Here is a 13189-nt window from a genome sequence, read left to right on the forward strand (position 1 = left end):
CCTGGAGCTTGTGGCTTGTGGCTTAAATCTTAATAATTCGATTCTGACGAAGGCAGGTCAATCAGGATAAACTGCGCGTCTTTGGCGGCGCGAATCTGCACCACGTCGTCGTCGGTCATGCGGGCCTGGTCGTTGGGGCCGAGCTCGGTGCCGTTTACGAAAATGGAGCCCTGCTTCACGTAAATGAAGGTGAGGCGAATGGGGAAAGTTTTGAACTCAATTTCCTCACCCTCGTCCAGATTTGACCAGTAAACCGTGCTGTTGGAATTCATGTACACCACGTCTTCCAGCACTTTCTGGCCGGTTACGAGGGGCACCAGCTGGTTCTTGTTGCCGCTGGTGAAGCCCAGGTCTTTCTGCTCGTAGCTGGGGGCCAGGCCCTTCTGGCTGGGGATGAACCACAGTTGGTAGAGATGCAGGGGGGTATCCTGACGGTTAAACTCGGAATGGGCCAGGCCGGTCCCGGCGGTCATGCGCTGTACTTCGCCCGCCTTGATGGTCGTTTTGTTGCCCATCGTGTCCTGGTGCGTGATTTCGCCGTCGAGCATCAGCGTCACGATTTCCATTTCCGAGTGCGGATGCTGCGGAAAGCCCGACTGGGCGGCCACGCTGTCATCATTGAACACGCGCAACGGCCCGAAGTGCATATTGGCGCGGTCGAAATAATCGGCGAACGAAAACAGAAAGTAGCTACTGAGCCAGGCAGCGGGAGCAGCATGGTGACGGTCGGCGGCGGAAATGTACTTGAGCATAGCGTGAGAGCGAGAGGACATGGCGTGCCTACCATACGCGCAGGCCGGGCCGGAAGTTGGCCTTGCCCCGCACAGCAAATCCCCTCCGAAAGTCGAAAGGGATTTATGACCTTATTTAAGGAAGCAGTTTCAGGCTACGCTTTGCGCAGCAGGGCTACCTGCTGCTGCAGGTCGAGCACGAGGCTGGCCACACGCTCCAGCGAGAGCTCGGCAATGGGGAACGTGCTGCTGATGTAGCTTTTAGCCTCCCAGATTTCGAGCACGTCGTCGGCCTTCACGTCATAGGGCGAGAAATTCGGGTTGTCGGAGTGGAGCACGAACATGGCCCCGGAGCGCATCTTATTAAACACGCGCTTGAACACGATGCCGTCGCGCGAACTCACCACGATGCAGGGCGTGCCATCCTTAATGCTGGCCCATTCTTCTACGTAGCGCCCCACGATAACGGTGCCGCTGGCGATGGGCAGCATCGAGTCGCCGGCAATTTCGAAGGCGCGGTACGTGCCCGTTTGCGAGAGCATGGGCAGGCGGAATTTGGGCAGCACCTCCAGGTATTCGCGGTCGGCGTAGCCGTTGAGGTAGCCGGCAGCGGCTTTCTGGGGCACCAGCTCGATGTTCTCGTTCTGGTCCTTATCCACGGTGAAGGCCAGCACGCGGAGCCGGCCGCCAGCCGCCGGCGTAGGCGGCTCGGGGTTATCGTCGGCGGAATCAGAATCGAGCGCGTTGGGGTCGGGCGCGGGCAACGAACCGATAATTTTGGTGTTCTTCTTCTTGCTGAAATCGGTGGTTACGAGCTGGTCGAGCGTGATGCCGAATAGGCGGGCCATGTTGACGAGCGTAGCGAGGCGGGGCTCGGCGCGGCCTTCTTCGTAGGCACCCACCAGGGAACGTTTGATGCCGAGCTTTTCGGCCATCTGGGCCTGCGTGAGGGCGAGCTCGCGCCGGCAAAACTTGAGGTTGGTATTTATCATCGGTGGGAGGCGGCAGCCGGGAGTGGCGTTGGATTCAACGCGGATTCGGCTGGTGAAGTTAGCAACGCAAGTGCGAAGTTACTAATTCACTTAGCTAATAAATTTCTGCCCACCACTTTAGCGTCGAGCAATTTGTCTTTCGGCTCCCAATTCCCCGCCTTTGCTTTTTCTCGCGGAGGTTCGCCGAGGGTAACGCGGAGGTTCGCAGATTTTATGTGGTTGATTTATCAGGCTTTTTGAGCTCTGATAACGACCTGAATTCAAACGGCAAGCGAAAGCTTACCTCACTTTACTGGCCGCGCAAACGCCTGTGATACAGCGCGGCCATGCGTAGCTGAAAGTAGTCGTATTTCTCGCGCAGGTGGTCGAACAGGTCGCGCAGCGTGGGGTCGCCGCCGAGCTGGGCGCGGGCGGTGAAGATTTCGGCCAGCTCGGCATCAGTGGTGAAGTCGTGGATGCGCAGCTCGCGGCCTTTGGCGTAGGCGTTGTAGAGATGGGTTTTCACGGTGCTCAGGGCCAGGCCGCGGCGCTCGGAAATGTCCTCGGGGGTGAGGCCAATCTGGTGGAACTGGATGGTGGCATCCTCGGAGTCGCTCACGGGCTTTTCGGCCACGGCAATACGGGGGCGCGGCTCGCTGAACATGTTGTCGGAATCGGAGGGTACGGCCCCGCCGCCATCTTCCAGAATGAGGCGAATGAAGCTCTCGCCGTAGGTCTCGAACTTCTTCATGCCCACGCCCGAAATACCCAGCATGCCCACGCGGTTGACGGGGCGCTCGGCGGCCATTTCCTGCAGCGTGGCATCGGAGAACACCACGTAGGGCGGCACGCCCTGCTCGTCGGCAATCTGCTTGCGCAGCTTGCGGAGCTTGTCGAACAGCTGCGCTTCGGGGGTGCCGAAGGCGGCAGTGGCGACGGCGTTGGCGGCTTTTTTGCCGGCGCGGGTGGTCTTCTCGGCCTTCTCGGCCACCTGAAACTTCTTGAGCGGCAGGGCGAGCTGGCCCTTCAATACTTCGTGGCCGCGCTCGGTGATTTTCAGGGCGTAGCCTTCCTCGTAGGCAATGTAGAACAGGCCGTCGTTCAGCATCTGGTGCACGTAGCTGTACCAGTCGAGGTAGGGCAGGTCGGAGCCCGCGCCGTAGGTTTTTATCTGGTCGTAGCCGCCTTGCAGCACGGCTTGGTTGCGCATGCCGCGCAGAATGTCAATCAGCAGATTGATAGCGACTTTCTCCCGGCTGCGGAACACGGCCGACAGGGCTTTCTGGGCAATGAGCGTGCCGTCGAAGGTGGTGGGCGGGTTGCGGCAGATGTCGCAGTTGCCACAGTCCTGGGGCAGGGTTTCGGAGAAGTAGTTGAGCAGAATTTTGCGGCGGCAGCTGGCGGCTTCGGCAAACTGCTGCATGCGCTCGAGCTTGGCGGTGTTGAGCTGGGCCTGACGCGCGGGCACATCCTTGGTCACCATCTCGCGCATCTGCATCACGTCGGCGAAGCTGTAAAACAGGATGGCGGTGCTGGGGGCGCCGTCGCGCCCGGCCCGGCCGATTTCCTGGTAGTAGCCCTCGATGTTTTTGGGCAGATTGTAGTGCATCACCCAGCGCACGTTGCTTTTGTCGATGCCCATGCCGAAGGCGATGGTAGCCACAATCACCTGAATATCATCCTGCAAAAAAGCCTCCTGGGCCTTGCCGCGCTGCAAAGGCGTGAGGCCGGCGTGGTAGTGCGCCGCCTTGATGCCCTTGGCGACGAGCTTGGCCGAGATGGTTTCGCAGGTCTTGCGCGAGAGGCAGTAGATAATGCCGGGGTCCTGCGGGTGGCGGCCGATGTAATCGATGACCGAGCCCACCCGGTCCTGGCCCGGCCGCACGTTGAGGTTGATGTTGGGCCGGTCAAAGCTCGATAAGAACACCCGAGGCTCACGCAGGTTGAGTTGGGTGATGATGTCACGCTTGGTGAGACGGTCGGCCGTGGCCGTGAGGGCGATGATGGGCGTGTTGGGAAAGTGCGTGCGCAGGGTTCCCAGCTTGGTGTACTCGGGTCGGAAATCGTGGCCCCAGCTTGAGATACAGTGTGCCTCATCGATGGCGAAGAGGCTGATATTGATGCGGTTCAGGAACTGCATAAAGCCCTCGCTCAGCAGTTTTTCGGGGCTCACGTAGAGCAGCTTGAGGTAGCCGCCGGTGGCGGCGCGGGCAATGTCATTGGCCTCGTTCTGGCCGACGCTGCTGTTGATGTAGGCGGCCGCGATGCCGTTGGCTTTCAGGGCTTCCACCTGGTCCTTCATCAGCGCGATGAGGGGAGATACGACGATGCAGGTGCCCTCGGAAACGACGGCCGGAATCTGGAAGCAGACCGACTTGCCGCCGCCGGTGGGCATGAGCACCACGGTGTCTTTACCGGCCAGAATGTGCTCGATGATGTCGCCCTGCATGGGGCGGAAATTGTCGTAGCCGTAGTACCGTTTCAGGGCCTGGCGGGCGGCGGCGAGGGGCGGAGCGGGGGCTAATTCGGGCATGTTGTTCGAGCGGGTCACCTCACCCCCCGGCCCCCTCTCCAAAAAAGAGGGGGAGTCAGACGGTCGTTCTATAAGGTTGTCTTTTAGGAATTTAGTAATTTGGGCTAAGACTGCGTCTAAGCTGGTTAGCACTTGCTAGTTGGTGAAACGCAGTTCGCGGTAGCCTAATTCAGTTAGCGTGAAGGTACGGCCGAGGTCGTATTCAGCGTTCTCGGGAGCGGCGTGAATTTCGCCATCGAGCTCGATGGTGAGCTTGGCAGCCACGCAGATGAAATCGACGATAAAAAAGTCGATGGCGTGCTGGCGGCGGAATTTGGCACCTATCTTATTGCCGCGCAGTTGCTGCCAGAGCAGATTTTCGGCGGGCGTGGGGGCTTTGCGGTTTTCGCGGGCGTAGGCCTTTAGCCGCTTGTCCCAAGTATGGGGGTCGGTGGTGTAAATGTGTTCCTGCGGGCCGCTGAGTTTGGGCGGGGTTTCCATACGGGTAAGGTAGTACCGCCTGACGTCAACCTCACCCCCTGACCCCCTCTCCAAAAAAGAGGGGGTACCGGACCTGCCCTGATTTTGAGCTTTCAGCCTTAAAAAGGCTGAAAGCTCAATTCAAAAATTCATCAAAATTTACATCCGAGCAATGCCGGTGCCCCTCTTTTTTGGAGAGGGGGTCAGGGGGTGAGGTTTTCTGGCTGCGCCGCCCGCGGCTCCCGCTTCGACCCCCGGTACAGCTCATACTTCAGCAGCCGGCAATCAATCGGCCCATTAAACAGCGGCACGCGCCGCGCCGGCTTCAGCCCGATGCTCTTCGCCGCCTCCAGATTCCCGGTGAACACAAACGCATTGTACCCCTGAAAATTCGTCTTCAGCGAATCGCCAATCGTCTTATACAGCGCCGTCATTTCGGCCTCCTCCCCTATTCGCTCGCCATAGGGCGGGTTCATCAGCACGATGCCGGGCTCCTCCTTGGCCGGGACCACGGCATCCTTCACGTCGCGCACCGACAGTTTAATGTAGTCTTCCAGGCCGGCGGCGGTGATGTTGGCGGCGGCCATGTCGATGACGCGGGGGTCGAGGTCGGAACCGGCGAGATAGGCTTGCGGCTCCTCCAAGCGCTGGGCTTTGGCTTCTTCGCGCACCTGGTTCCAGAGCTCGGGGTCGAAGTCGTACCAGTTTTCGAAGCCAAACTTGCCCTGGTGGAACAGGCCGGGCGCGATGCGCTGGCTGATGAGGCCCGCCTCGGTGAGGATGGTGGCCGAGCCGCACATGGGGTCGATGAGCGGCTGCTTGCCATCCCAGCCCGAGAGCAGGACCAGGCCGGCGGCCAGCACCTCGTTCAGCGGGGCCTCGTTGGTGTGCTGGCGGTAGCCGCGGCGGTGCAGCGAGTCGCCGGCCGCGTCGAGGCTGAGGATGACTTCGTTCTCCGTCATGCGCAGGTGCAGGCGGATATCGGGCTGGCGGGTGTCCACGCTGGGCCGCTCGCCGGTGCGGGCCCGGAACTGGTCCACGATGGCATCCTTGGTGAGCTGGGCCACGAAGAGCGAGTGCTCGAAGGTGGAGCGGTTCACCACGGGCGTGATGGCGAAGGTCTGGCCGGGGCCGATGAAATCCTGCCAGTCGATGCGGCTTACTTCGCGGTACAGCCCCTTTTCATCGGCGGCATGAAAGGCAGCGAAGGGCCGCAGCAGGCGCATGGAGAGACGGCTCCAAAGGGCCACTTCGTAGAGCAGGCGGTGGTCGCCGATGAACTCGACGGCGCGGCTGCCTACGTGGGTGATGTCGGCCCCGAGGGCGTAAAGCTCGTCGGCGAGCAGTTCTTCCAGGCCGAACTGGGTGGTGGCGGTGAGGTGCATAAAGTAGCGCAGACTTTTAGTCCGCGGCCGCAAAGGTCGGCAGAAAGTGTAGCGCATGCTTTAGCTTGCGCCATCAAACCCGTCACATTCCCACTGGGCGCAGGCTAAAGCATGCGCTACGCTCCTATGGCCCTCGCCCCTTCCTCCGCTCCCACCATCAGCACCGCCGCGCCCGCTCGCTCCTACGCCGGCCCCATGGTGCTGATGACTACCCTGTTCTTCCTGTTCGGGGCCGTCACCAATTTTAATGGGGTGCTGATGCCTTATCTCAAGGATGTGTGCCAGTTGAGCGATTTTGAGTCGTCGCTGGTACCCTCGGCTTTTTTTGCCGCTTATTTCTTGATGTCGCTGCCGGCAGGCTGGGTTCTCAATCGAATCGGCTACCAGCGGGGCATTGTGCTGGGGCTGCTGGTGATGGCAGCCGGCGCATTAGTTTTCGTACCAGCAGCCAACACTCAGGCGTTCAGCTTATTTCTGGCCGGCCTAAGTCTGCTCGGCGCAGGGGTCACGCTGTTGCAAGTAGCAGCCAACCCCTACGTTTCGGTACTAGGCCCTTCGCGCGAAGCGGCCAGCCGTGTCAGCATTGTGGGCGTCGCCAATGGATTAGGCGGCACGCTTTCGCCGTTGGTAGGCGGGTTGCTACTGTTTGGTAGCGCCTCACTTCTCAAGCAGCAGTTGGCGGCCCTACCCGCTGCTCAGCGCCTAGCGCAGGAGGCGGCATTGGTAAAAATGCCTTACCTAGGTCTGGCCGCTTTTTTAGCGGCCCTGGCCGTTCTGTTTTTTATGGTGCGGCTGCCTAGAATCGAAAGCATTCCGGCCGATGAGGAAGCCAGTGCCGACGAATCGGCCCTACTCGTGGGGCGACGCTCCGCGCTCGATTTTCGGCACCTTGTGCTAGGTATTGGAGCCATTTTCCTGTACGTGGGCGTCGAAGTAGGACTTGGCGATTTTCTGATTCGCTATGGCCAGGCGCAGCACATTCTGCAGCTGAGCCCTTTCACGCAGTTGCTGGTACAGAAGCTCAATGCTATCACCAATTTCGGCCTTCTTGTCATTGGCCAGCGCCCGCTACCCATCGATACAGCCCACGGTTTCACGGCTGCCGTGGGGGCGGTAATGGTCGCATCCTACTGGTTTGGCACGATGGTAGGCCGCATAGCCGGCATCCCATTGTTGCGTCGCTACCCCGACCGCCCCCTGCTGGTAGGCGTGTGTACTACCGGTGCCCTACTGGTGATGGGCTCTATTGCCCTGCACGGCGAAACTGCCCTGTGGCTCATCGTGCTCTGTGGGCTGATGAACTCCATTATGTGGCCTGTTATCTTCCCGCTTGCTATCAAAGGGCTTGGGCCCTTCACCAAGCAGGGCTCGTCTTATTTGATTATGGGTATTGTGGGCGGGGCCGTGATTTCGCTCCTCATGGGCTGGCTGGCTACGCATGGCGGCGGCCTGCGGGTGGCGTTTGTAGTGCCAGCATTGTGCTACCTATACCTGTTGTTTTATGCCGTGAGCGGCTACCGAGTACGGTAGAGCGAGCGACGCAGCGAGATGAATGGGGCTTTCAAACCAGGAGCTGAGGTTGGCCGTAGATTGCGCCGTGGTCCGTAAATTTACCGGCCTGGTTCTTTCTGTTATCTTATTACAACTGCTTATTGGTCATGAAAAACCCGTCTAACACTTCCAAAGTCCTATCACTGTTTCTGCTTGTTGTGTTGCTGGGTGCCAGCAGCTGCAAGAAAATTGAAGACCTGCTCACATTCCAGGTCAACGATTCCAGCAGCTTCGTGATACCGGCCTCGGGCCTGCTCAATACCACGGTACTCTCGCTGCCGGGCGCTACGGTTAGCTCCTCGTCGTCGGGCACGTATTCGGCCAACAACACCAGCGCTGACTACGTGCAGGACGTGACCCTCGACCGCCTCGCCCTGACCGTGACCGACCCGGCCGGGCAGAATTTTGACTTCCTGAAGAGCGTAAAAATCTATATTGCCAGCGACAACCAGGGCACCAACAAAACCCTGCTGGCCTCCCTCGACCCCGTGCCCACCGGCCAGACGGCCATCACCCTGACGCCCTCCGGCGCCAAGCTCGACCTGTACCTGCGCAGCGGCTCCTACTCGCTGTTTACCGATGTGACCCTGGCCCAGCCCGTGCGCCAGAACACCACCGTGCGCGCCGAATCGCGCTTCAACGTGAAAGCCAAGCTGAAATAATGTAGCACGAACTTTTAGTCTGCGAGTGCCGGCCAGCCACCGGGCTTGCTGGCAGCGCCGGAATATGCGCGGACTAAAAGTCCGCGCTACATCGTCCGCTACCTTTGCGGGCATGATGCCTCAGCTCGAAGAAAACGTCTCCCTCCGCCCCTACAATACCTTCGGCCTCGATGTGCGGGCCCGCTACTTCGCCCGCTTCGCCTCGGCCGATGAGCTGCGCGCGCTACTAAAGCTACCCCAGGTACAGGCGGCTGAAAAGCTCATTCTGGGCGGTGGCTCCAACCTGCTGTTCACCCAGGATTTCGCCGGCGTGGTGCTTAAGAATGAGATTCGCGGACTGGAAATTATCAGCGAAGACGGTGATGCCCAAACGGCCCTGGTGCGGGCCGGAGCCGGCGAGAGCTGGCACGGCATGGTCGAATACACGCTCGACCAGCAGCTCAGCGGCATCGAAAACCTCTCCCTCATTCCCGGTACGGTGGGCGCGGCACCGCTGCAGAACATCGGCGCCTACGGGGCCGAGCTGCGCGATACCTTCGACCACTTGGAGGCCGTGGAAATAGCCACCGGCGAAGGCCGCGTGTTTTCGGCCGGCGAGTGCGGTTTCGGCTACCGCGAAAGCGTGTTCAAAAACGTGCTCAAGAGCCAGTTTGTGGTGACGGCCGTGGTGCTGCGCCTGCACCGCCAGGCCCGCCCCAACCTGCAGTACGGAGCCATTGCCGATACGCTGGCCGAGCTCGGCATCGAAGGCGAGCCCACGCCGCAGGACGTGAGCCGGGCCGTGGTGCACATTCGCCGCTCCAAGCTGCCCGACCCGGCCGAAATCGGCAACGCCGGCTCCTTCTTCAAGAACCCCGAAATCTCCCAGGCCCGGTTCGACCACCTCAAAAGCCAGTACCCCGACCTGCCCGGCTACCCCGTGCCCGGCGGCGTGAAAGTGCCCGCCGGCTGGCTCATCGAGCGGGCCGGCTGGAAGGGGCTGCGGCGCGGCCCCGGCGCGGGCACCCACGGCGTGCACGCCCGCCAGGCCCTGGTGCTGGTGAACCACGGCGGGGCTACGGGCGGCGAAGTACGCCAGCTGGCCGAAGAGATAATCTCGTCCGTACGCCAGCAGTTCGGCGTCGACCTTCACCCGGAAGTTAATATTTTGTGATTGAATGGCACCCGGCCAATCAGTCGATAATATTGCTGAAAACAAGAAATGATGCGTAATTTGTCGCATTCTTTACATCAGCCATTTCGCGGCCGGTCTGCTTATTCTTCAATTTATGAAACCAACTTTCCTTCTGCTTGCCGGGGTGCTTGCCGGCCCGGTGTGGGCAGCTCCGGCTTCCCTGCTCACGCCCCCTACGCCCCCGGTTCTCACCCTGAAAACGGCCCGGGCCTTGGGGCCGGGCAGCACGGTTACGATACGGGCCGTAGTACTGAACGGGACCGAGATGGGCAACATTCGCTACGTGCAGGATGGCGAAGCCGGCCTGGCCCTCTATGCCCAGCCCGCTAAGCTGCCGGGCTTCGGCGATTTGCAGGCCGGCGACAGCATTCAGGTTACAGGCCAGCTCAAGGCCTACAACGGGCTGCTGGAAATGGACCCCGTCGCTTCGTTTCATAAGCTGGCCGGCGGCCGGCGGCTGCATCCGCTGCGCGTGTCGGCAGACCAGGTTACCACGGCTTATACCGAGGCGAATGAAAGCCGGCTTGTTGAAATAACCGGCGTAACGCGGCTGCTCACCCCAACCAGCGCCCCCGCCGAGGCCCTGGTTGGCAACGCCAACTACCTGCTCGACGGCACGGCCGGCGCGCTGCTGCGCGTGGGGGCCGCCAGCACCGGGCCCGACGGCCTTATCGGGACCACTCCGCCCACCGGCGAGCCGTTCGACGTGCGCGGCATCATGAGCCAGTACTCGCCGGGGGGCACCGGCGGCTACCAGCTGCTGCCGCGCCTGGCCACCGACTTTGTGCGCGGCAGCGGCCTGCCCCGCCTCACCGAAGAGCCCGTGCCCGTCAATGTCAGTGCTACGGGCTTCACCGTGGTGTATTCCACCCTGAACCCCGGTGATACCCGCGTGCGCTACGGCCTCAATGCCAAAGAGCTGAAAGAAAGCCGCCTGGATGCAAGCCTGACCACCCACCACAGCCTCACGCTGAACAACCTGATTCCCGGTACTACCTACTATGTGGAGGTGGGGTCGCGCAATGAAGCCGGTACCGAAACGGCCACGCCGGTGCCCTTCATCACGAGCACCGGCAAGCGCAACCGTAGCAGCGGCAAAAACTAAATCGGGGACGTTAAATACGCCAACGCCCGTGTTGGGCCGCCACGCAAACCGGCGGCCCGACACGGGCGTTGGTTTGCCCAAAATTCAGCATCTTTGTATTTCGGCCCAGTGCTTCAACTTTAACTTAATCATTTCTTTACATTCTAGTTTTCTTATGAAGAAACTTACTCTGCTGGCGTTGCTGGCGTGTGCTACGTCGTGGCACGCGGCTTCCGCCCAAACGGCCATCACCATTGCGGCGGCCCGCGCTCAGGCCCCCACGGCCAACAACGTGGCCGGCCCCACCGTAACGGTGCGCGGCATTGTGACCAACGGCGACGAGCTGGGCTCCACGGTGAGCATCGTTCGTTATATCCAGGACCGCACGGCGGGCATTGCCGTATACACGACGGGCGGTGCCACGGGGCCGCTGGTGGCGCCGCTGGTTCCCGGCGACAGCATTGAAGTAACCGGCAGCCTGAAAATGTATCGCGGCCTGCTCGAAATCGACCCCATTGCCTCCCTCACCGTGCTAGCTGGCAACCGGCCGGTGCCGGCCCCGGTAGTGTTCACGGCGGCCCAGGCTGCTTCGGCCTACGCCGAGCAGTACGAAGGCATGCTGGTACGCATCAACGGCCTGACTTCGGTGAATACCACCGGCGGCGGCGCGGTATCGGCCTTCACGGCCAACACCACCTACCGCCTGAACAACAATACGACGCTGGTCAACTATGTACCGACCAACTCCAACGGCCCCGATGGCCTCATTGGCAAGCCCAGCCCCACGGGTACCTTCGATGCCATTGGCATCATGAGCCAGTATTCGCCTTCGGCCACCAGCATTGTGGGCGGCTACCAGATGCTCAGCCGCAAATATGCCGACTTCGTGCAGGGCCTCACGCCTAACCTGACCACCAGCCCGGTGCCCTCCAACATCACCACCACCGGCTTCACGGTCAGCTTCAACACCCAGAACGCCGGCAATACCATCCTGTCGTACTCAACCTCGCCTACCGGCACGTTCACGACAGTGCCGGGTTCCACGGCCCTTACCACAGCTCATAGCCAGGTTATTACGGGCCTGCAGCCCGCTACCATCTACTACGTGCAAGCCGTGTCGGTGAACAGCGTGGGCCGGTCGGAGTCGCGCGCGGTGCCCATGATTACGGCTTCGCTGTCGTCGGGCGTTATCAAAAACTTCTTCAACCGGACCGTAGATGCCTCCCTGGCCCTGCCCGGCAATGCGGCCGTGACCATGCTCAACGGCGCGGCCCCCGATACGCTGGTGCGCTACATCAACCGCGCCACCCAGACGCTGGACATTGCCATCTATAACTGGAACAACACGACTATTCTGAACGCGGTGAATGCCGCCAAGACGCGCGGCGTGCAGGTGCGCGTTATTTTCGAAGACGACAACGCCAACGTGAGCGTGGGCCAGCTGCTGGCTTCTATTCCCCGCGTACCCCGGCCGGCCCAGCCCGGCAGCAGCGGCAGCAGCATCATGCACAACAAGTTTGTGATTATTGATGCCGAAAGCACCAACCCCAACGTGCCGTGGGTGTGGACGGGCTCTATGAACTGGACCCCGGCCCAGCTCACCACCGACGCCAACAACGTGATTGCCATTCAGGACCAATCACTGGCCCGCGTCTACGCGGTGGAGTTCAATGAGATGTGGGGCTCGCAGACGGCTACGCCCGGCACCAGCCTGTTTGGCTCGCGCAAGTCCGACAACACGCCGCACATCCTCAACATTGGCGGCAAATCGGTCGAGTCGTACTTCTCGCCCACCGACAACGTGAACGCCCGTCTGCTCACCGCCATCGCCTCGGCCGACAACGACCTGCACTTCGAGTCCATGCTCGTGACCCGTGCCGACCTGGGCCGCGCCATTGCCAACCAGGTCACCCAGCGCGGCATCACGGGCTGCTCCGACGGCCTCGTGAACGACACCAGCGGCACGGCCGGCTACGCCTTCCGCCTCGCGCAGGCCGGCCTGGGCAACCGTCTCATCATCAAGCGTACGGCGGCTGGCTTCGGCATCATGCACCACAAAACGCTGATTGTGGATGCCGGCGCCAGCCAGTCGGACCCCACGGTATTCGTGGGCTCGCACAACTGGACGGCTTCGGCCGACACCGAGAATGACGAAAACACGCTGGTGGTACACGATGCCCGCGTGACCAACCGCTACTACCAGGAGTACGCCGCCCGCATCGCCGAAAACACCACGGCCTTCACGGTGTGCCGCCTGGTACTGGCCACCCGCGCCGGCACCGTGCAGGCCAGCACAATGCAAGCCTACCCCAACCCGGCCCGTGGCAGCTTCCAGCTGCACCTGGCCAGCAGTTCGGCCCGCACCGCCACCATCGTGCTGCGCGACGTAACCGGCCGCGTGGTGCTCACCCAGACCCAGCCCCTCACCGGCACCGACCTGAACATCGACGCGACGGCGCTGAAATCGGGCCTGTACATGGTGCAGGTAACCACTCCCGAGGCCGTGCAGACGAGCCGCGTGGTAGTGGAATAGCTTGCGCGAAACTGATACAAAAAAGGCGGCTCCCGAATCGGGAGCCGCCTTTTTTGTTGTTGGTGAACGTCAGAAAATTATCTGAACCGTCATGCTTCGCTGCGCT

Annotated in this window: 10 protein-coding genes; 5 read left to right on the forward strand and 5 right to left on the reverse strand. The window is 61.3% G+C overall.

Translation table 11 applies throughout. The features are described from left to right. Positions 1–29: 29 nt before the first annotated feature. From KQ661_RS17165 to KQ661_RS17185, 5 genes are all read right to left on the reverse strand, one after another. The gene (locus tag KQ661_RS17165; RefSeq protein WP_235727003.1) at positions 30–773 is read right to left on the reverse strand and encodes a pirin family protein; all 744 of its coding nucleotides are present in this window, start codon (positions 771–773) and stop codon (positions 30–32) included. Positions 774–886: 113 nt separating this feature from the next. Continuing rightward, entirely contained in the window at positions 887–1723 is an 837-nt protein-coding gene (locus tag KQ661_RS17170; protein WP_216689479.1) for a LexA family transcriptional regulator, read from the reverse strand. A 289-nt stretch (positions 1724–2012) separates the two neighbouring features. Next, the gene (recQ, locus tag KQ661_RS17175; protein ID WP_216727576.1) at positions 2013–4235 is read right to left on the reverse strand and encodes a DNA helicase RecQ; all 2223 of its coding nucleotides are present in this window, start codon (positions 4233–4235) and stop codon (positions 2013–2015) included. A gap of 135 nt (positions 4236–4370) precedes the next feature. After that, positions 4371–4715, reverse strand: a complete 345-nt coding sequence (locus KQ661_RS17180) for an endonuclease domain-containing protein (RefSeq protein WP_216726565.1) — start codon at positions 4713–4715, stop codon at positions 4371–4373. A gap of 182 nt (positions 4716–4897) precedes the next feature. Then, a complete protein-coding gene (locus tag KQ661_RS17185; protein WP_226915621.1) occupies positions 4898–6079 on the reverse strand; it encodes a THUMP domain-containing class I SAM-dependent RNA methyltransferase in 1182 nt (393 codons plus the stop codon). Positions 6080–6190: 111 nt separating this feature from the next. On the opposite strand from KQ661_RS17185, the gene KQ661_RS17190 reads away from it, so the two are divergent. From KQ661_RS17190 to KQ661_RS17210, 5 genes are all read left to right on the forward strand, one after another. Beyond that, the gene (locus KQ661_RS17190; protein ID WP_216727577.1) at positions 6191–7609 is read left to right on the forward strand and encodes a sugar MFS transporter; all 1419 of its coding nucleotides are present in this window, start codon (positions 6191–6193) and stop codon (positions 7607–7609) included. A 128-nt stretch (positions 7610–7737) separates the two neighbouring features. After that, complete coding sequence (locus KQ661_RS17195) at positions 7738–8292, forward strand: hypothetical protein (RefSeq protein WP_216727578.1); 555 nt, start codon at positions 7738–7740, stop codon at positions 8290–8292. 112 nt (positions 8293–8404) lie between these two features. Further along, complete coding sequence (murB, locus tag KQ661_RS17200) at positions 8405–9445, forward strand: UDP-N-acetylmuramate dehydrogenase (protein ID WP_317196128.1); 1041 nt, start codon at positions 8405–8407, stop codon at positions 9443–9445. 115 nt (positions 9446–9560) lie between these two features. Beyond that, complete coding sequence (locus KQ661_RS17205) at positions 9561–10571, forward strand: fibronectin type III domain-containing protein (protein WP_216727579.1); 1011 nt, start codon at positions 9561–9563, stop codon at positions 10569–10571. 154 nt (positions 10572–10725) lie between these two features. After that, positions 10726–13083 (forward strand): phospholipase D-like domain-containing protein, encoded by a 2358-nt coding sequence (locus tag KQ661_RS17210; RefSeq protein WP_216727580.1) that lies wholly within the window; start codon positions 10726–10728, stop codon positions 13081–13083. Positions 13084–13189: the final 106 nt, after the last annotated feature.

The organism is Hymenobacter siberiensis (genome assembly GCF_018967845.1).
Taxonomy (GTDB): Bacteria; Bacteroidota; Bacteroidia; order Cytophagales; family Hymenobacteraceae; genus Hymenobacter; species Hymenobacter siberiensis.

Bases quoted from the DNA above. Each gene is read 5' to 3' on its own strand.
- KQ661_RS17165 (WP_235727003.1), bottom strand. From the start codon at position 773: ATGTCCTCTCGCTCTCACGCTATGCTCAAGTACATTTCCGCCGCCGAC.
- KQ661_RS17170 (WP_216689479.1), bottom strand. From the start codon at position 1,723: ATGATAAATACCAACCTCAAGTTTTGCCGGCGCGAGCTCGCCCTCACG.
- recQ (WP_216727576.1), bottom strand. From the start codon at position 4,235: ATGCCCGAATTAGCCCCCGCTCCGCCCCTCGCCGCCGCCCGCCAGGCC.
- KQ661_RS17180 (WP_216726565.1), bottom strand. From the start codon at position 4,715: ATGGAAACCCCGCCCAAACTCAGCGGCCCGCAGGAACACATTTACACC.
- KQ661_RS17185 (WP_226915621.1), bottom strand. From the start codon at position 6,079: ATGCACCTCACCGCCACCACCCAGTTCGGCCTGGAAGAACTGCTCGCC.
- KQ661_RS17190 (WP_216727577.1), top strand. From the start codon at position 6,191: ATGCGCTACGCTCCTATGGCCCTCGCCCCTTCCTCCGCTCCCACCATC.
- KQ661_RS17195 (WP_216727578.1), top strand. From the start codon at position 7,738: ATGAAAAACCCGTCTAACACTTCCAAAGTCCTATCACTGTTTCTGCTT.
- murB (WP_317196128.1), top strand. From the start codon at position 8,405: ATGATGCCTCAGCTCGAAGAAAACGTCTCCCTCCGCCCCTACAATACC.
- KQ661_RS17205 (WP_216727579.1), top strand. From the start codon at position 9,561: ATGAAACCAACTTTCCTTCTGCTTGCCGGGGTGCTTGCCGGCCCGGTG.
- KQ661_RS17210 (WP_216727580.1), top strand. From the start codon at position 10,726: ATGAAGAAACTTACTCTGCTGGCGTTGCTGGCGTGTGCTACGTCGTGG.